Origin of the sequence: Pseudomonas sp. NPDC087626 (genome assembly GCF_044743405.1) — a bacterium.
Taxonomy (GTDB): Bacteria; Pseudomonadota; Gammaproteobacteria; order Pseudomonadales; family Pseudomonadaceae; genus Aquipseudomonas.
The window spans coordinates 16,647-36,174 of sequence record NZ_JBIUWJ010000014.1; the positions used below are offsets into that span (position 1 = coordinate 16,647).

Genomic DNA, 19,528 nt, shown 5'->3' on the forward strand with positions numbered 1-19,528 from the left:
CTTCTCACAAAGGCGGGGCTCCAGTTACAGCGGCAAACCTCAAGGCGCGTAAGTCAGCAACAACTCACTCGGCACCTTGAAATCCAACGACATCATCACGCTCAACGCAGTGATGGTGAAGATCGAGAACACAAACAGCTTGCGTGCCCACACCGTGTCATCCACCGCCTTGTAGCCGGTCCAGGCCATATACAACCAGTACATGCCCATGGCCGCCGCAACCGCGAGATAACTCATCCCCGCATAACCACTGAAGGTCAGCATCAAGGTCGCCACCAGGAACGCCAGGATGTAGAGCAGGATATGCCGCTTCGCCACCTCGATCCCACGCTTGACCGGCAACACCGGAATCGATGCCGCCAGGTAGTCGTTGAAACGGAAGATCGCGATCGCATAGGAATGCGGCATCTGCCACAGGCTGAACATCACCAGCAGGGTCAGCGCAGCCATGTCGAAGCTGTTGCTCACGGCTACATAACCGATCACCGGCGGCATCGCCCCCGACAGACTGCCCACCAGCGTGCCGTGTACCGACTTGCGCTTGAGATACAGGCTGTAGAAGCCGACATAGATGACAAACCCGATCACCGCGAACAGCGCCGCCAACGGGTTGGCCACCTTGTACAGCAGGGCCACGCCAGCAACACCCAGGACAGTCGCGTAGACCAGTGCCAGTTTCAGGGAGATCAGGCCCTGCACCAGCACCCGGTTCTTGGTGCGCTCCATCTTCAGGTCGATGTCACGGTCGATGCAGTTGTTGAACACGCAACCCGAGGCCACCACCAGGGACGTGCCGATCATCGCGGCCAGGAAAATGGCCAGATCGACATGCCCCTTCGAGGCCAGGAAAAATCCGCCTGCCACAGAAAGCACGTTACCGAAAATGATCCCCGGTTTGGTGATTTGGATAAAGTGCTTAAAGGACATCCGGACTTACCTCACTTCGCCATCATGAAGGTGTGGATGCTGAACATGATCCACAGCGACAGACCCACCAGCAGGACAATTACCAGTGCGGCGAAGACAAACGCGATCACGTTGTTACGCTGAGCCTGCGAACGATCCAGGTGGAGGAAGTACACCAGGTGCACAAGCACCTGGATCACGGCGAATGCCAGGACGATCCACAAGGTGATCGACTTCGGCAGCGATGGGTACATCACCAGGCCGAAAGGAATCACCGTCAGGATGACCGACAGGATGAAGCCGATGGCGTAGGACTTGACGCTGCCGTGACCGGCGTCGTCGTGGGAATGTGATGTGTTAGCCATTTACATAGTCCCCATCAGATAAACAACGGTGAATACGCAGATCCACACGACGTCCAGGAAGTGCCAGAACAGGCTCAGGCAGCTCAGACGGGTCTTGTTGGTCGCCGTCAGGCCGTTTTTCTGCACCTGATACATCATGATCGCCATCCAGATCAGACCGCTGGTCACGTGCAGACCGTGGGTACCGACCAGGGTGAAGAACCCGGACAGGAAGCCGGAACGGCTAGGGCCGTAGCCTTCGGAGATCAGCAGGTGGAACTCGTTGATCTCCATGGCGATAAAGCCGGCGCCGAACATGAAGGTCATGGCCAACCAGCCCAGGACCTGGCTCTTCTTGCCCTTGAACAACGCCAGCATGGCGAAGCCGTAGGTGATCGAACTGAACAGCAGCAGAGCGGTTTCGCCCAGTACATACGGCAGTTCGAAGATGTCGTGGCCCGACGGGCCACCGGCGACGTTGTTTACCAGTACCGCGTATACCGCGAAGATCGACGCAAACAGGATGCAGTCGGTCATCAGGTAGAGCCAGAAGCCGTATACGGTCATCTCGCCCGAGTCGTGGTGATGGTCATCATGCCCATGTCCATCGACATGGGTGTGTCCAGCATTGGTCACTAAGTTCGACATGGTTTAAGCCTGTTCCAACGAGGTTTCAACACGGGTGGCGGTGGCTGGAACTTTCCCGGCCGCTACCAGACGCTTGTGCTGCTCGGCTTCGATGCGCTCGATCACGTCGACCGGCACCATATAGCCCTGATCATCACGCGCAGCGTGGATCACGAAGTACACCACGGTGCCGACCAGACCGAAGGCGGCCAGCCACCAGATGTGCCAGATCATCGCGAAACCGAACACTGTCAACAGTGCGCCCATGACCACACCGGTGGCGGTGTTGTTTGGCATGTGGATCGGTTCGTAACGGCTTGGCGCCTGGTACGCAGTACCGTTTTCCTTGGCTTCGGTGAACGGATCGATCACATCGGCTTTTGGCAGTACGGCGAAGTTGTAGAACGGTGGTGGCGAGGAGGTCGACCATTCCAGGGTGTGGGCATTCCACGGGTCACCGTGTTCGCACATGTTTTCTGGCTTGTTGCGATCACGCACGCTGACGTACAGCTGGATCAACTGGCAGGCGATGCCGACAGCGATCATCACGGCGCCGAACATGGCGACGTACAGGTACGGCACCCATTCCGGGTTGGTGGTGGCGTTCAGGCGACGGGTCATGCCCATGAAGCCCAGGACGTAGAGCGGCATGAATGCGACGAAGAAGCCGGTGATCCAGAACCAGAATGCAGCCTTGCCCCAGCCTTCGTGCAGCTTGAAGCCGAACGCTTTCGGGAAGTAGAAGCCAAAACCTGCGATGTAGCCGAACACGGCGCCGCCGATGATCACGTTGTGGAAGTGCGCGATCACGAACAGGCTGTTGTGCAGGACGAAGTCAGCACCCGGGATGGCCAACAGTACACCGGTCATGCCGCCGATGGCGAAGGTCACCATGAAGCCCAGGGTCCACAGCACTTGGCTGGTGAAACGCAGGCGGCCCTGGTAGATGGTGAACAGCCAGTTGAATAGCTTCACACCCGTGGGGATCGAAATCAGCATCGTCGCCAGGCCGAAGAAGGCGTTGACGCTGGCACCCGAACCCATGGTGAAGAAGTGGTGCAGCCAGACCATGAAGCCGAGGATCGAGATCGCGCCCGAAGCGTAGATCATCGAATGGTGGCCGAACAGTTTCTTGCCAGTGAAGGTCGAGATGACTTCGGAGAAGATCCCGAACGCCGGCAGAATCAGGATGTACACCTCGGGGTGACCCCAGGCCCAGAACAGGTTGACGTACATCATCGGATTGCCACCAAGTTCATTGGTGAAAATGTGGAAATCCATGTAACGGTCAAGCGTCAGCAGTGCCAGGGTAGCGGTCAGGATCGGGAACGAAGCGACGATCAGGACGTTGGCCCAGGTGCAGGTCCAGGTGAAGATCGGCATGTCCATCAGTTTCATGCCCGGGGTACGCATTTTCAGCACGGTGGCCAGGAAGTTGACCCCCGTCAGCGTCGTACCTAGCCCGGATAGCTGTAGCGCCCAGATGTAGTAATCCATCCCCACGCCCGGACTGTATTGCAGGCCCGACAGCGGCGGATAGGCAACCCAACCGGTCTTGGCGAATTCGCCAACGCCCAGGGACAGGTTGATCAGCACCACGCCGGAAACCAGCAACCAGAAGCTCAAGGAGTTCAGGAACGGGAAGGCAACGTCACGCGCGCCGATCTGCAGCGGCACTGCAAGGTTCATCAGGCCGGTGAAGAATGGCATCGCCATGAAGATGATCATGATCACACCGTGAGCGGTGAAGATCTGGTCATAGTGTTCAGGAGGCAGGTAGCCCGGCGAACCCTCGGTGGCCATGGCCAACTGGGTACGCATCATGATGGCGTCGGCAAAACCGCGCAGCAGCATGACCATGGCGACGATGATGTACATCACGCCAATTTTCTTGTGGTCGACCGAGGTCAACCACTCGGTCCACAGGTAGGTCCACTTCTTGAAGTAGGTGATTGCAGCGAACAGCGCCAGACCACCGAGCGCGATCATGGCGATGGTAATCATCACGATCGGTTCGTGGAACGGGACCGCTTCCCAACTTAATTTACCAAACATCGTTTACTCCTCTGCCCCGGCAGCTGAATGCGATTCCATGTCCGTAGCGGCCACTTCTTTCTCTTTCTTCTCGTGCTTGACCTTCGGACCCGGTTTCATCCCTTCGTACTTGTCGACGATGATCTGGAACAGGTTCGGCGTAACCGAGGAGTAGAGCTCGACTGGGTTGTTCTGGCTCTGCTTGGAAAGGGCTGCGTATTCAGCTTGTTCAAGCTGTTTAGGTGCCTTTTTGACTTCGCTTACCCAGGCGTCGAACTCTTCCTGGGTGGTGGCGATTGCCTTGAATTTCATACCGGTGAAACCAGCACCGCTGTAGTTGGCGGAGATACCGTCCATTTCAGCGTTCTGGTTGGCGATCAGGTGCAGCTTGGTCTGCATGCCCGCCATCGCGTAGATCTGGCCGCCCAGGCCCGGGATGAAGAACGAGTTCATCACGGCGTCCGAGGTCACCTTGAAGTTGATTGGCGTGTGCGCCGGGAACACGATCTTGTTGACCGTGGCGATGCCTTGTTCCGGGTAGATGAACAGCCACTTCCAGTCCAGCGCGACCACTTCGATGGTCACAGGCTTAACGTCGGACTCCAGCGGACGGTACGGGTCCAGGGCGTGGGTCGATTTGTAGGTGACGTAACCCAGGGCAATGATGATCAGAACCGGGACAGCCCACACTGCGATTTCGATCTTGGTGGAGTGGTTCCACTTGGGCGTGTAGGTGGCGCTGGTGTTGGACGCACGGTACTTCCAGGCGAACAGGAAGGTCATGACGATGACCGGAACCACGACCAGGAGCATCAGCAGCGTTGCGGTGATGATCAGGTTTCGCTCGTCCAGGCCGACCTGGCCCTTGGGATCGAGCAAGGTCATGTTGCAGCCTCCCAGCAACAGCGTGCCGAGCAGCGGCAATAAGCCTAGTAGTCTGGGGTACCTGTTTTTACTCATCTCACGACCTCTAAAGCAGCTTGCGCAATGCAGTTGGGTTTCGATCGCCAACACTTCACCCTGCCAAGGGTTGGCATTTTTCTTGGATTGAATAAGGGCTTGCCCGTCACGCGTTAAACGCTGATTGACACATCCTGGGCCAGCGGTGAGTTCTTATTCGAATTCGTGGTCAAAGGCCTTGTTACAGACCAATTCCATTTGGTGCGGATAATTGGAAAGGCACCGACACCTGGGGTCGCACGAAGCTATCGAACCGCTCCTCGACCACCCTTCTCTGCTCAGGGGTGAGCAGTGCCGGAATTTCAGTGCGGGCGATTGTAGATATGTAACGTTTTATAAACCATGTCTCATCTCGAAATAATTTTTATCGGATACGGCAACAATCATTAACCAATCCTGTAAAGATTGCCGATTTTATCGCGATTCATTCTCAACAAGAACCCCAAAAATTGTAGGCCTACTGTGCGCAGTTCAGACAGCTTCCAGGCCCAAGCTCGGTCCGCCATGCTCGCCAAAGCCCCCTTTTCACAAGGCCTGTGGCGATTCGCCGAAGCCTGTTAAAACTGCCTGTCGCGGCATTCTTGCTGGCTTTTGGCTAAGACCGGCGCCGGGCAGATCTTTGTATCTTTTCATGCCAAAACACGAAGCTTGAAATGAGTTGCGACACTTGAGCTGTGACAACATGTCGCACACTCGCCGCACCCTCGATTGCCCCACATCACGAACTTTTTACTGGCGCGCTGAAACGTCAAACGCCCCGGCCTCTTTCGAGGACCAGGGCGTTTTTTGTGCAACGACGGTGGTTGAGGGTGTCGGCCTCAGTTCAGCTGTTTGCGGTTGCGCGAAACCAGCAGCGGCACCAGGACCACGGTCAGGACGAAGGCCACCAGGGCCCATTGCGCCAGCGACAGGCCAAGGATCGGCGGATAAGGCGTGGAGCAGAAACCGTCGACCTGGAAGCCCAGCGGGAAGATCTTCGCCAGTGGCAAGCCATCGACAATCGGCTGCAGCACATCAATACCGCAGCTCACCGATGGATAGAACTGGGTGTAGACGTGATGGGCCGCGGTGCCCGCCCCCGCCAGGGCAAAGATCACCACCAGGGTCTCGAACACCGTGATGCTGCGTCGGGTGCGCATGGCCGCGCCGGCGAACGCACTGAGAGCGATCAGCAGCAATGCATAACGCTGCAGGATGCACAGTGGACACGGGGCTTCGCCCAGCACGATCTGCATGTACAGCGCGCCCCCGATCAGCGCCAGGCAGATGATGCCCAACAACACCAGAAAGCGCCGCTCACGGCCCAGGCGCATCGAATCCTCGTTCATTCCCGTTTCCTTCGTCATAAATCAGGCTATGGCCGCCAGTTTACACGCCAGGCGCGCGTATGCAGCACGTGGCGTGGTGTCGGACCTTTCGCTGGGAATTAACGGTGGGGGGTATTAACAGCGGATTAACCCGTGGAATCTGTGTTGACGCGCATGACGCCATCGCGAGCAAGCTCGCACAGTGAATCTGTGGGACCAGGCCAGGCGGCGCTCCGCTTGCCCGGGATGGCGGTGGGTCAGGGGGCATAAATGTTGGCTATGCCGGCCTCATCGCGGGCAAGCCCGCTCCCACAAAGATACTCCAACGCAGGAAAGCAGGCCGGCCGGTAGGCCGCCTCGCCTGCCCTTGCCACTCAGGCCGACCGGCAGGTCGCCGTGCTTTTGCTCTTGATCCACCCGCCCCATCGGCAGGCTGAGCGAAGGTGTCCATCAGGGGGGAGGCGCGGAGCGCCGTGCGGCGAAGCCGCATACATCGAGAGGAGGTGCAGCGAAGCAAACCGGAGGCGACGCCCCCGGATGGATACCGTAGCGAAGGGACCCCGAGCCTTAGCGAGGGGCCGAACGCCTGGGGCAAAGACCTTTGGTTACTTTGGGGCGTTTGCCAAAGTGACCCGCCGTAAGGGCGGAACCATTAGCCGCCACAACCGCAGCAATGGATATACCTCAAATCCAAGATCAAAAGATCACAACCTTCAGCAGCTCCCACAGACCCTCAACACCATAGAATCTCCCACAATTGACCTTGCCTCGACTAAAGACTGGTGGAAGCGAGCCTGCCCGCGATAGGGGCGACTCGGTCTGACCAAATCGCCCCTTTGCGGTTACTCCAGCGCCGCAGCCGGCCCAAAGAACTCGTAACGGCTCTGGCTCTCCGGCACACCCAACGCCTTGAGGTGACGCTTGATCGCCGCCATGAAACCCTTGGGCCCCAGGAAGTAAGCATCCAAGTCCCGTTGCTCGGGCAACCAGTGGCCCAATTGCTCCTGGCTCAGCAACCCGACCTGGTCAGCCGCCGGGCTGATCCCGTCATCTTCGGCGTAGCAGTAGAAGCGCTTGAGTTGCGGATGACGCGCGGCCAGGGCGTCGATCCAGTCACGGAAAGCATGCACCCCGCCATTACGCGCGCAATGGATAAAGTGCACCGGCCGCTCGGTTGCCAGGGCCGCTTCGAGCATGGCCAGGGTCGGGGTGATGCCCACCCCGCCGCTGATCAGCACTAGCGGCTTGTCGCTGGCCGTCAGGGTAAAGTCGCCAGCAGGCGGGAACAGTTCGATGCGGGCACCGACCTGGAACTGGTCATGCAGGTAATTCGAAGCGCGGCCGCCGGCTTCGCGCTTGACGCTGATGCGGTACTGGCCGTCGGTACCCAGGGACGACAGCGAGTAGTTGCGACGAATCTCTTCACCGTCCAGCAGCAGCTTCATGCCGATGTACTGGCCTGGCTCTGCGGCAAGGATCGGGCCCTTGTCCGCGGGTTCAAAGTAGAACGAGGTGATTTCCGCGCTCTCCTCGACCCGCTGGGCCAGGATGAACTCGCGCGCCCCGCGCCAACCGCCGACAGCTTCGGCTTTCTGGTCGTAGATCGCGGCTTCGGCACCGATCAGGATCTCAGCCAGTTGGCCATAGGCCGCGCCCCAGGCATTCATCACTTCGGGCGTGGCGATCTCGTCACCGAGCACTTCACTGATGGCGCGCAACAGGCAGCTGCCAACAATCGGATAGTGCTCAGGAAGAATCTGCAGGGCCACATGCTTGTTGATGATCTTCGCCACCAGATCGCCCAACTGGTCGAGCTGGTCGATGTGCCGGGCGTACATCAGCACGCCATTGGCCAGGGCCCGGGGCTGGTCGCCGCTGGCCTGGTGCGCCTGGTTGAACAGCGGGCGCACTTGCGGGTATTCGCTGAGCATCATGCGGTAAAAGTGGGTGATCAGGGCTTCACCACCGCTTTCCAGCAGTGGCACAGTGGATTTGACGATGGCACGGTCTTGAGCGCTAAGCATAAGGGGATGAACTCCTGAACGACTGCTTTTAATGGATTACCCTTTGGGTATCAGTTTCCATGCCAAGTATTAAATCGTTATAAATCAATGATTTGATTAATATGTAGTCATAACGACCCTTGGGGTTTTATAGTCACCTCGACTACATGGAGTCAATATGACTGCAAAATCCCTGCTGACCACCCTGCTGCCGCTGGTCTCTGACCTGTCCCGCGAACTGCCCGAAGGTGAGCGCTACCGGCGCCTGCTGGAAGCCATGCGTGCCCTGCTGCCCTGCGATGCCGCCGCCCTGCTGCGCCTGGATGGCGAATGGCTGGTGCCGCTGGCGGTCGACGGCTTGAGTACCGACACCCTGGGTCGGCGCTTCAAGGTCAGCGAGCACCCGCGCTTCGAGGCGCTGCTCAGCAGCCCTGGCCCGACACGCTTTGCCGCCGACAGCGAGCTGCCGGACCCTTATGACGGCCTGGTCGATGGCCTCGACGAGCACCTGGAGGTCCACGACTGCATGGGCTGCCCGCTGTTTATCGATGAGCGGCCCTGGGGCTTGCTGACCCTGGATGCGCTGGACCCGGAACGCTTCGAACCCATCGAACTGGATGCCCTGCAGGCCTTCGCCAGCCTGGCAGCCGCCACGGTCAACGCCGCCGAGCGCATTGAGCGGCTGGCCAATCGGGTCGAAGACGAGCACCAGCGGGCCGAGGTCTATCGGCAGGCCAGCGGCCAGCAGGACCGCGAAATGATCGGCCAGAGCAAGGCGCACAAGCGCCTGGTGGAGGAGATCAAACTGGTGGGCGGCAGCGACCTGACGGTGCTGATCACCGGGGAAACCGGGGTCGGCAAGGAGCTGGTGGCCCAGGCAATTCACGCCGCATCAGCGCGGGCCCACAAGCCGATCATCAGCCTCAACTGCGCCGCCCTGCCCGATACCCTGGTGGAGAGCGAGCTGTTCGGCCATGTGCGCGGGGCCTTCACCGGCGCCACCAGTGACCGCCGCGGCAAATTTGAACTGGCCAATGGCGGCACCCTGTTTCTCGACGAAGTCGGCGAGTTGTCCCTGACAGTGCAGGCCAAGTTGCTGCGCGTCCTGCAAAGCGGCCAGCTGCAGCGCCTGGGGTCGGACAAGGAGCATCAGGTCGACGTGCGCCTGATCGCCGCCACCAACCGCGACCTCGCCGAAGAAGTGCGCAGTGGCCGCTACCGCGCCGACTTCTATCATCGCCTGAGCGTGTATCCACTGCTGGTGCCGGCCCTGCGTGATCGCGGGCGCGATGTGCTGCTGCTCAGTGGCTATTTCCTCGAACAGAATCGCTCGCGCATGGGCCTCAACAGTCTGCGCCTGTCCAGCGATGCCCAGGCCGCGCTGCTGGCTTACAGCTGGCCGGGCAATGTCCGCGAACTGGAACACCTGATCGGTCGCAGTGCCTTGAAGGCGCTGGGCAATTCCCGCGAGCGGCCGAAGATCCTCAGCCTCAGTGCGATCGACCTGGACTTGCCCCACGACACCCTTGAGATCAGCACAGTGCCTGCGCCCGCCGCACCTGCGCCAGCATTGGAGATGAACGGCGACCTGCGCCAGGCCACCGAGCAGTACCAGCGCCAACTGATCAGCGCGTGCCTGGAGCGCCACCAGCACAACTGGGCCAGCGCCGCCCGCGAACTGGGCCTGGACCGGGCGAACCTGGGGCGAATGGCCAAGCGGCTGGGCATGAAGTGATCGCCCCCAACGGTATTGCCAAGCCAAATGAACGTCCTGCAGCCGTTGACGCAGCCTCGCGGGCTCGGCAGCGGCGACAAAGGTTGTACCGGTCCTAAAGCCTGCCGCCGACAAGTCGATAACCCGTTATCAATAGTTGTCGGCGCTCCCGCGATCCTCCGCCACCTTTTCCACAGAAGGTTTTTATGTCCTCCACCAAAGCCCGCGCAGATTCACTTTCGCTTCTGCTGTTTACCTTGCGCAGTGGCAAGCTGATGGCGATCAACCTGCTGAAAGTCAGTGAAATCATCCCCTGCCCGCCGCTGACCCGGCTACCGGAGTCGCACCCCCACGTCAAAGGCATCGCCACCCTGCGCGGCAACTCGTTGTCGGTCATCGACCTGAGCCGCGCCATCGGCGAGCGGCCCCTGGCGGACCCGGACGGTGGCTGCCTGATCGTCACTGACGTCAGCCGCTCGAAACAGGGCCTGCACGTGCAGGCGGTGAGCAAGATCGTGCACTGCCTGACCTCCGATATTCGCCCGCCGCCGTATGGCTCGGGCGGCGGACGTTCGTACATCACTGGCGTGACCTCGGTCGATGGCACGCTGGTGCAGGTGCTGGACATCGAGAAGGTCATCCACGGCATTGCCCCGGAGCCGGTGCAAATGGCGCCCACCGAGTTGAGCATGGAAGATGCCGAGTTGCTGGGCAACGCGCGCATCCTGGTGGTCGACGACAGCCAGGTGGCGCTGCAACAGTCGGTACATACCCTGCGTCACCTCGGGCTGTTATGCCACACCGCCCGCAGTGCCAAGGAGGCCATCGACTGCCTGCTGGAACTGCAAGGCACCGCGCAGCAGATCAACCTGATTGTCTCGGACATCGAGATGTCGGAAATGGACGGCTACGCCTTCACCCGGACCCTGCGCGAAACCCCCGATTTTGCCCACCTCTACGTGCTGCTGCATACCTCCCTGGACAGCGCGATGAACAGTGAAAAAGCCCGACTGTCCGGAGCCAATGCGGTGCTGACCAAATTCTCCTCGCCGGAGCTGACCCAATGCCTGATCGACGCCGCCAAAGCGGTGGCGCAGCAGGGTCATTGAGCCGTGGCCCAGGCTTACTGCCTATTATTGCGCCGCGAACTGGCCGGCCCCCTCGCGCCCTGCGCCTGGCCGGCGGGTATCAGCCTGACCAGCTACCAACCGGCGATGGCCGAGGCGGTGCATCAGTTGCTAGAGGCCGGCTATCGCCAGGGCGGCGGTCAGGTCTCGGCCCTGGCTACCTGGCGCGAACGTTTTGAGCGCGACCCCGAATACGATCCGCAACTGTGCTTCATCGCCTCCGACGCGCAGGGCCTGGTCGGCGTGATCCAGTGCTGGACCAGCGCCTACATCAAGCACCTGGTGGTGCATCCCCGCGCCCGGGGGCAGGGCTTGGGACGGGCGTTGCTGCTGCATGCCTTCAGCGTTTTCCAGCAGCGTCGCGAAGGGTTTGTCGATTTGAAGGTACTGGAGGACAACCATCGGGCGCGGCAGTTGTATGACAGCTGCGGCATGCGCCTGGTCCGCCGGGAACCCGTTCCAGACTGAGCACCGCCTCCCCCCACAACTGCATCAGGCATACTCCCTATCCGACCTATCTGGAGTCCTGCCATGCGATCCCCTGCCCTGCTCTTCATCGCCCTGACCAGCCTCGCACTCCACGCCCAGGCCTCGAGCCCCGACGCCTGGGCCGCCTACGACAAGGCGGTACTCGCCAGTTGCACAAAGGCCAGCCAGTTGAGCCACGCCAAGCCGGTGGGTAATGCCGCGTTGTTCGATGATCGCGTCGGCTACAGCGCCTTGCTGCTTGAGGGCCAGTACCCGCAAAAGCACATGAAGGGACAGCGGGGCACGGAGCTGTGCCTCTACCACAAGAAAAGCAAGACCGCCCATGTCACAGAATGGGACTCGGTGCGCCCGGCCACCCAGGGTCAATGACTGGCGCACAACTTGCTTCGCACCAGGCCCCGGCGCTGTTTTTTTGTCATCGCTGACGCTTTCGGACTGTGAACGCCCCCATGAACACATCGTTTTCCTGCGTAGGCTGCGGCAAATGCTGCAATGACCACCATGTGCCCCTGACTCTCGCCGAAGCCCGCATGTGGGCAGCGGATGGCGGCGCAGTGATCGTGCTAGTCGAAGGGTTCCTGGACAACGGCCTGGGCCTGCCGGCCGTGCAGCGCGAACACGCCCGCCGCCGTTCAGTGGTGGTGCCCAGCGGTGACACCCACGCCTACGTGACGATTACCTTCGCCGCCTTCAATGCGGGCCGCTGCCGGAATCTTGACGAAGACAACCTGTGCCGGATCTATGAACGTCGGCCGCTGGTGTGCCGGATCTACCCGATGGAGATCAACCCACACATCCCCCTCACACCGGGAGCCAAGGACTGCCCGCCCGAGTCATGGCAGCAGGGGCCTGAGTTGATCGTCGGCGGCCAATTGGTCGACCCGGCGCTGGCAAGCCTGATCGAAGATTCGCGCCAGGCCGATCGGGACGACATTCAAGCCAAGGAAGGGATTTGCACACAGCTGGGAATTTGCACCGCAGCCCTCAAGGGCGACGGTTTTACCGCCTATTTGCCGGATATGGCCGCGTTTGCCGCCGCCATCGACCAGATTCAGGCCGAACCGCAATTGGCTGCGGTCGGGCAATGGCAGTTTCATCTGTCGGGGGCAGCGCTGGCCGATCAGGTGCAGGCCGCCGGAGCGCGGGTGACGACTGCGCAGCCCCTGAATTACGCCTTTATCTCGTTGCAGGCGGCCTAGGCCGCAATGGCAGTGGCCTGATGACCACTGCGCAAGCTCAGCAAATCAGCGTTTGCCCATCGAGCGACGGGTACCTGGTGGCGCGGCGCCCGGAACCTTGGTGTGGCCATTCTTGGCGCCATTCTTGTACCACGGCTGATTGCCAGCCTTGGCGGCAGCCAGTGCACCTGGCTTGAACGGGAACTTGAAGGCCGGGATCGCGGCGTTGCTGTCGCTGTCGGCGCTGGAGTCGACGCTGTCTGGCAGGTCAGCCTGGTCGTCAGCCGCAGGCGCTTGTGTCGGGGAAGTCATGAATGCTCCGGGTGTAGCGTTGAGTCGCGCCCGGATGATGGGTCGCGAAAAGCCGGCAGTATAGCGGGAAGAGCCGCGGCAAGCTGCAAGCTTCAAGCGCCAAGCTGTCCGCCCTGTCAGTTAGCCGTCACCCTGCTGACCGGATCGTGGGGCTATAACGGAGGCATACTGGCTACCTATCCGACCCACCGGCCCCGGCGATTGACTTGATGCCCAGCAAAAAAACCACGCTCCTGCTTGTCGCTACCCTCGTCGTGCTTGTCGCCGCCGGGGCCTGGACCCTGCTCCGGCCGGCTTCGAGCAAACTCGCCGCGCCGACGGCGGTGCCGGTGCGGGTGGTCAGCGTCGCGCAGCGCGATGTACCGCGATATGTCAGCGGCATCGGCTCGGTGCTGTCGTTGCACAGCGTGGTCATTCGCCCGCAGATCGACGGCATCCTCACCCGCCTGCTGGTCAAGGAAGGCCAACGAGTCAAAGCCGGCGACCTACTGGCCACCATCGACGATCGCTCGATCCGCGCCAGCCTCGATCAGGCCCGCGCGCAACAGGGCGAAAGCCAGGCCCAGTTGCAGGTGGCCCAGGTCAATCTGCAGCGCTACAAGCTGCTGAGCGCCGATGACGGGGTGTCGAAACAGACCTACGACCAGCAGCAGGCGCTGGTCAATCAGTTGAAAGCCACCCTGCTGGGCAACCAGGCCACCATCGACGCGGCGCAGGTGCAACTCTCCTACACCCAGATACGTTCACCGGTGACCGGGCGGGTCGGGATTCGCACCGTGGATGAGGGCAACTTCCTGCGCATGAGCGATACCCAAGGGTTGTTCTCAGTGACCCAGATCGACCCGATCGCCGTCGAGTTCTCCCTGCCACAGCAGATGCTACCGACCTTGCAAGGCCTGATCGGCGCGACGCCCGCAGCCGCGGTCGACGCCTATCTGGGAGCCGATACCGACGGCCAGACCGGCAACTTGCTCGGGGAAGGCCACCTGACGCTGATCGATAACCAGATCAACGCCAACACCGGCACCATTCGCGCCAAGGCCGAATTCAACAACCCCGGGCAAAAGCTCTGGCCCGGGCAACTGGTGACGATCAAGATCCAGACCGCGCTGGACAAGGCGGCCCTGGTGGTACCGCCGACGGTGGTCCAGCGCGGCCTGGACCAGCACTTTGTGTACCGGGTGACGGATGGCAAGGTCGAATCGGTGCCGGTGCAGATGGTCTATCAGAACAGCGACCTGAACATCATCAAGGGCGTGCAGGCCGGTGACGTCCTGGTCAGCGATGGCCAGTCGCGACTCAAGCCGGGGAGTCGCGTGCAGATCCTCGACGAACCACCGGAACTGACCCAGGCCACCGTTTCGGAGCAGCAGCCATGACGGCCCGCAGGGGGATCAGCGCCTGGTGCATCGATCACCCGGTGGCCACCGTCCTGTTGACCTTCGCCTTGGTGCTGCTGGGCCTGATCGCCTTCCCGCGATTGCCGATTGCGCCCCTGCCGGAAGCCGAGTTCCCGACCATCCAGGTCAACGCCCTGCTGCCCGGCGCCAGCCCGGACACCATGGCCTCGTCGGTGGCCACGCCCCTGGAGGTGCAATTCAGCGCCATCCCCGGCATGACCCAGATGACTTCCAGCAGTGCCCTGGGTTCGACCAACCTGACCTTGCAGTTCACCCTCGACAAGAGCATCGACACCGCCGCCCAGGAAGTCCAGGCCGCGATCAACACCGCCGCCGGCAAACTGCCCAAGGACATGCCGACCCTGCCAACCTGGCGCAAGGTCAACCCGGCCGACAGCCCGGTGCTGATCCTCAGCGTCAGTTCGACACAAATGCCCGGCACCGAACTCAGCGACTACGCCGAAACCCTGCTCGGTCGCCAACTGAGCCAGGTCGACGGCGTCGGCCAGGTCAACATCACCGGCCAGCAGCGCCCGGCCATCCGGGTCCAGGCCTCGGCCGACAAGCTCGCTGCCATCGGCCTGACCCTGGCCGACATTCGCCTGGCCATCCAGCAAACCAGCCTCAACCTGGCCAAGGGCGCGCTGTATGGCGAGTCGAGCATTTCCACCCTGGCGACCAACGACCAACTGTTCCACCCCGAGGAATACGGCGAACTGATCGTCTCCTACAAAGACGGCGCACCGGTGCACCTGCGCGATGTCGCCCGGGTGGTCAACGGCGCGGAGGACGCTTACGTGCAGGCCTGGTCCGGCACGCAGCCGGGGGTCAACCTGGTAATTTTCCGTCAGCCGGGGGCCAATATCGTCGAGACCGTCGACCGTATCCAGGCCGCGTTGCCCAGCCTGCAGGCGATGCTGCCGGCGTCGGTCGAGGTCAAGGTGCTGATCGACCGTACCCAGACCATCCGCGCCTCGCTGCACGAGGTAGAACTGACGCTGTTGATCGCGGTGTTGCTGGTGGTGGCCGTGATGGCGCTGTTCCTGCGCCAGCTGTCGGCGACGCTGATCGTCTCCAGCGTGCTCGCGGTGTCGTTGATCGCCAGTTTTGCCCTGATGTACGTGATGGGCTTCAGCCTCAACAACCTGACCCTGGTGGCGATCGTGATTTCGGTCGGCTTCGTGGTCGACGATGCGATTGTGGTGGTGGAGAACATTCACCGCCACCTGGAGGCCGGCGACGACCAACGCGTGGCGGCGATCAAGGGCGCCAGCGAGATCGGCTTCACCGTGGTCTCGATCAGCTTCTCGCTGGTGGCCGCGTTCATTCCGTTGCTGTTCATGGGCGGGGTGGTCGGGCGCCTGTTCAAGGAGTTTGCCTTGACGGCCACCTCGACCATCCTGATTTCGGTGGTGGTGTCCCTGACCCTGGCGCCAACCCTGGCAGCGCTGTTCATGCGTGCCCCCAAACATGACGCCCACGCCAAGCCTGGCTTTGGTGAGTACCTGCTGGCGCTCTATGAAAAAGGACTGCGTCGCGCCCTGGCCCACCAAAAGTTGATGCTCGGGGTCTTCGGTTTGACCCTGAGCATGGCCGTCGCCGGTTATGTGTTTATCCCCAAGGGCTTCTTTCCTATTCAGGACACCGGCTTCATCTTCGGCACTACAGAAGCCGCCGCCGACATCTCCTACAACGACATGGTGAAAAAACACCTGGCAATGGCCAAGATCGTCGCCGCCGACCCGGCCGTGGAGGTGTTCTCCCACTCAGTGGGCGTCTCGGGCAGCAACCAGACCATCGCCAACGGCCGCTTCTGGATCACCCTCAAACCTCGGAGCGAGCGCGATGTGTCGGCCAGTGAGTTCATCGACCGGATTCGCCCACAGCTGATGAACGTCCCCGGCATCGTCCTCTACCTGCGGGCTGGTCAGGATATCAACCTCAGTTCCGGCCCCAGCCGGGCACAGTATCAGTACGTACTCAAGAGCAACGACGGCCCGACGTTGAACCTATGGACCCAGCGCCTGACGGACAAGCTACGCGGCATCCCGGCTTTCCGCGACATATCCAACGACCTGCAACTGGGCGGCAGCATTACCCACATCACCATCGACAGGGCGGCGGCGGCGCGTTTCGGGCTGACCGCCAGTGATGTCGACGAAGCACTCTATGACGCCTTCGGCCAGCGCCAGGTCAATGAGTTCCAGACCCAGATCAACCAGTACAACGTGATCCTCGAACTGGACACCCGGCAACGGGGCAAGGCCGAAAGCCTGGCGTATTTCTACCTGCGCTCGCCCCTGAGCGGCGAGATGGTGCCGCTGTCGGCGCTGGCCCGCTTCGACGCACCGACCATCGGCCCGCTGTCCATCGCCCACGACGGCATGTTTCCGGCCGCCAACCTGTCGTTCAACCTCGCACCGGGCGTGGCCTTGGGCGACGCGGTGATCCTGCTCAACCAGGCGAAAACCGAAATCGGCATGCCGACCTCGGTCAACGGCAACTTCCAGGGCGCAGCCCAGGCATTCCAAAGCTCGCTGGCCAGCCAGCCCTGGTTGATCCTGGCGGCGCTGGTGGCGGTGTACATCATTCTCGGGGTGCTTTATGAGAGCTTCGTGCACCCGCTGACGATCATCTCTACCCTGCCCTCGGCGGGCCTCGGCGCCGTGATCATGTTGTGGTTGCTGGGCCAGGACTTCTCGATCATGGCGCTGATCGGCCTGGTGTTGCTGATCGGCATCGTCAAGAAAAACGGCATCCTGATGATCGACTTCGCCCTCGATGCCCAGCGCAAGGGTGGGCTTACGCCCGAGGACGCGATCTACCAGGCCTGTATCACGCGCTTTCGGCCGATCATCATGACCACCCTCGCCGCCTTGCTGGGCGCCCTGCCGCTGATGCTGGGCCACGGCCCCGGTGCCGAATTGCGCCAGCCATTGGGGATTGCCGTGGTCGGCGGCTTGCTGGTGAGCCAGGCGCTGACGCTGTTTACCACGCCCGTCATATACTTGTGGCTTGAACGGCTGTTTCATCGGCCTACACCAGCACCTGCGCTGGCGACTACACACTGAGGCGGGTCATGCGTGTCCTGATCGTTGAAGACGAAGAAAAAACCGCAGACTACCTGTATCGCGGCCTGACGGAACAAGGCTACACCGTAGACGTCGCCCCCGATGGCATCCAAGGCCTGCACCTGGCACTGGAGTGCGACTACGCGGTGATTGTCCTCGACGTGATGCTGCCGGGGCTGGATGGCTACGGCGTGCTGCGGGCCTTGCGGGCACGCAAACAGACGCCGGTGATCATGCTCACCGCCCGCGAGCGGGTCGAGGACCGGATCCGCGGCCTGCGCGAGGGTGCCGACGATTACCTGGGCAAGCCCTTCTCGTTCCTCGAACTGGTGGCCCGCCTGCAGGCCTTGACCCGCCGCAGTGGCGGGCATGAACCGGTGCAGGTGAGCGTGGCCGACCTGTGGATAGATCTGCTCAGCCGCAAGGCCACCCGCGCCGGTACCCGTCTGGACCTGACGGCCAAGGAATTCTCGTTGCTCAGCGTGCTGGCCCGGCGCCAAGGTGAAATCCTCTCGAAAACCTCGATTGCCGAAATGGTCTGGGACATCAATTTCGACAGCGATGCCAATGTCGTTGAAGTGGCAATCAAGCGCCTGCGGGCGAAAATCGACGGCCCGTTCGACGAGAAACTGCTGCACACCATCCGTGGCATGGGCTATGTGCTGGAGAGCCGTCGTGCCTCGTAACTCGATCGCCCTGCGCCTGAGCGCGATGTTCACCCTGGTGGCCGCGCTGGTGTTCCTGGTGATCGGCTGGGCCTTGTACCAGCAGGTCGACAAGGCTCTGGGCCTATTGCCGGAAGCGGAGCTGGATGCGCGCTACAGAGTGCTCGAATCCACGGTGGGCAGTCATGGCACCCCGGAACATTGGGTCAAGATCAACAACAAACTCAATCTGCTGGGCGAAGGTGACAAGTGCATCAGTTTCTGGATCATCAGCGGCGATAGCCGTTACGAATACGGCGCTATCACCCCACAGATCCGCGCCTTCGCCGCAGGCCCGCTGGGCATGCGCGACCTGCAGTTACCAGAGCAGCCCTACCCACTGAAAGTGCTGGTCAGCCAGTTCCCGGCCAAGGATCAGCGCCCGCCGTTGCGCTTCATGATCGGCATCGACACGCAGACTTTTTATGAAACCCAGCATCACCTGCTGATCGCCCTGATCAGCCTGGCGATCATAGGTGTACTGCTGGCCTCCGCATTGAGTTACTGGGTCGCGCGAATTGGCCTCAAGCCATTGATCAAGTTATCCCAGGAAGCGCAACGTCTGGCCCCGCCCCTGCTGTCGGCGCGCTTGCAACTGTCGCCCTTGCCGCCGGAACTCGATCAGTTTGTCACCTCGTTCAACTCGACCCTAGAGCGGGTCGAACAGGCCTATACCCGCCTGGAATCGTTCAACGCCGACGTCGCTCACGAACTGCGTTCACCGCTGACCAACCTGATCGGCCAGACCCAGGTAGCCCTGACGCGCGGACGCTCGGCGGAACACTACTTCGAAGTGCTGCAATCGAACCTGGAAGAGCTCGAGCGGTTACGCTCGATCATCAACGACATGCTGTTCCTGGCCAGCGCCGACCAGGGCAGCAAGGCCACCAAACTCACCAGCACCTCGTTGGCCGATGAAGTGGCGACCACCCTGGATTACCTGGACTTCATCCTCGAGGATGCCCAGGTCCAGGTCCGGGTTAGCGGTGACGCCCAGGTGCGGATTGAAATCGCCCACCTGCGCCGGGCCTTGATCAACCTGCTGAACAACGCGGTACAACACACCGCACCCGGACAGGTGATCGAGGTGCGGATCGACGCCGAACACCATCAGGTTCGCCTTGGAGTGACCAACCCCGGCGAGCCGATTGCCAGCGAACACCTGCCGCGCCTGTTCGAGCGTTTCTACCGGGTCGACGCCTCGCGCAGCAACAGTGGCGCCAACCACGGCCTGGGGCTGGCCATCGTCAAGGCAATTGCGCTGATGCACGGCGGCGATGTGTTTGTGCGCAGTGACAAAGGGGTCAATACCTTCGGTATCTACCTGCCCATCTAATGGCATCCGCAGGCTG

Annotated in this window: 17 protein-coding genes; 9 read left to right on the forward strand and 8 right to left on the reverse strand. The window is 61.4% G+C overall.

Annotation, left to right across the window (positions count from 1 at the left end; all coding sequences use genetic code 11):
* Nucleotides 1–39 precede the first annotated feature (39 nt).
* The 7 genes from cyoE to hmpA form a co-directional block, all read right to left on the reverse strand.
* Nucleotides 40–927 carry a heme o synthase gene (gene cyoE / locus ACIOVD_RS13850; RefSeq protein WP_401128374.1) on the reverse strand — a complete coding sequence of 296 codons (888 nt, stop codon included), beginning with the start codon at nt 925–927 and terminating at the stop codon, nt 40–42.
* Nucleotides 928–938: 11 nt separating this feature from the next.
* Nucleotides 939–1,271: a cytochrome o ubiquinol oxidase subunit IV gene (gene cyoD / locus ACIOVD_RS13855; RefSeq protein ID WP_095168913.1), complete on the reverse strand. Its 333-nt coding sequence runs from the start codon at nt 1,269–1,271 to the stop codon at nt 939–941.
* Nucleotides 1,272–1,898 (reverse strand): cytochrome o ubiquinol oxidase subunit III, encoded by a 627-nt coding sequence (locus tag ACIOVD_RS13860; protein WP_095168914.1) that lies wholly within the window; start codon nt 1,896–1,898, stop codon nt 1,272–1,274.
* A 3-nt stretch (nt 1,899–1,901) separates the two neighbouring features.
* The gene (cyoB, locus tag ACIOVD_RS13865) at nt 1,902–3,932 is read right to left on the reverse strand and encodes a cytochrome o ubiquinol oxidase subunit I (protein WP_095168915.1); all 2,031 of its coding nucleotides are present in this window, start codon (nt 3,930–3,932) and stop codon (nt 1,902–1,904) included.
* A gap of 3 nt (nt 3,933–3,935) precedes the next feature.
* Entirely contained in the window at nt 3,936–4,871 is a 936-nt protein-coding gene (gene cyoA / locus ACIOVD_RS13870) for a ubiquinol oxidase subunit II (protein WP_095168916.1), read from the reverse strand.
* 818 nt (nt 4,872–5,689) lie between these two features.
* Entirely contained in the window at nt 5,690–6,199 is a 510-nt protein-coding gene (locus tag ACIOVD_RS13875; protein WP_095168917.1) for a disulfide bond formation protein B, read from the reverse strand.
* 821 nt (nt 6,200–7,020) lie between these two features.
* Nucleotides 7,021–8,202, reverse strand: a complete 1,182-nt coding sequence (gene hmpA / locus ACIOVD_RS13880; RefSeq protein ID WP_401128379.1) for an NO-inducible flavohemoprotein — start codon at nt 8,200–8,202, stop codon at nt 7,021–7,023.
* A gap of 157 nt (nt 8,203–8,359) precedes the next feature.
* Between hmpA and norR the strand changes: the two genes are divergently transcribed.
* The 5 genes from norR (at nt 8,360) to ACIOVD_RS13905 (ending at nt 12,710) form a co-directional block, all read left to right on the forward strand.
* Nucleotides 8,360–9,916 carry a nitric oxide reductase transcriptional regulator NorR gene (norR, locus tag ACIOVD_RS13885; RefSeq protein WP_095168919.1) on the forward strand — a complete coding sequence of 519 codons (1,557 nt, stop codon included), beginning with the start codon at nt 8,360–8,362 and terminating at the stop codon, nt 9,914–9,916.
* Between the two features lie 185 nt (nt 9,917–10,101).
* A complete protein-coding gene (locus tag ACIOVD_RS13890) occupies nt 10,102–11,004 on the forward strand; it encodes a chemotaxis protein CheV (RefSeq protein ID WP_095168920.1) in 903 nt (300 codons plus the stop codon).
* 3 nt (nt 11,005–11,007) lie between these two features.
* Nucleotides 11,008–11,490, forward strand: coding sequence for a GNAT family N-acetyltransferase (locus ACIOVD_RS13895; protein WP_401128383.1), 483 nt, complete (start codon nt 11,008–11,010; stop codon nt 11,488–11,490).
* Nucleotides 11,491–11,553: 63 nt separating this feature from the next.
* Nucleotides 11,554–11,880 carry a hypothetical protein gene (locus tag ACIOVD_RS13900; protein WP_159997869.1) on the forward strand — a complete coding sequence of 109 codons (327 nt, stop codon included), beginning with the start codon at nt 11,554–11,556 and terminating at the stop codon, nt 11,878–11,880.
* Between the two features lie 80 nt (nt 11,881–11,960).
* Nucleotides 11,961–12,710, forward strand: coding sequence for a YkgJ family cysteine cluster protein (locus ACIOVD_RS13905; protein ID WP_095168923.1), 750 nt, complete (start codon nt 11,961–11,963; stop codon nt 12,708–12,710).
* A 45-nt stretch (nt 12,711–12,755) separates the two neighbouring features.
* Here the strand turns inward: ACIOVD_RS13905 and ACIOVD_RS13910 are convergent, their stop codons facing one another.
* Entirely contained in the window at nt 12,756–13,001 is a 246-nt protein-coding gene (locus ACIOVD_RS13910; protein WP_095168924.1) for a hypothetical protein, read from the reverse strand.
* 209 nt (nt 13,002–13,210) lie between these two features.
* On the opposite strand from ACIOVD_RS13910, the gene ACIOVD_RS13915 reads away from it, so the two are divergent.
* From ACIOVD_RS13915 to ACIOVD_RS13930, 4 genes are read left to right on the forward strand one after another with little or no spacing between them, the layout of a single operon-like run.
* Nucleotides 13,211–14,380: an efflux RND transporter periplasmic adaptor subunit gene (locus ACIOVD_RS13915; protein ID WP_401128388.1), complete on the forward strand. Its 1,170-nt coding sequence runs from the start codon at nt 13,211–13,213 to the stop codon at nt 14,378–14,380.
* Entirely contained in the window at nt 14,377–17,472 is a 3,096-nt protein-coding gene (locus ACIOVD_RS13920) for a multidrug efflux RND transporter permease subunit (protein ID WP_401128391.1), read from the forward strand. The genes ACIOVD_RS13915 and ACIOVD_RS13920 overlap by 4 nt, the downstream gene beginning before the upstream one ends.
* Nucleotides 17,473–17,480: 8 nt before the next feature.
* Entirely contained in the window at nt 17,481–18,158 is a 678-nt protein-coding gene (locus ACIOVD_RS13925) for a heavy metal response regulator transcription factor (protein WP_095168927.1), read from the forward strand.
* On the forward strand, nt 18,148–19,512 hold the full coding sequence (locus ACIOVD_RS13930; protein WP_401128394.1) for a heavy metal sensor histidine kinase: 1,365 nt from the start codon (nt 18,148–18,150) through the stop codon (nt 19,510–19,512). The genes ACIOVD_RS13925 and ACIOVD_RS13930 overlap by 11 nt, the downstream gene beginning before the upstream one ends.
* Nucleotides 19,513–19,528 lie beyond the last annotated feature (16 nt).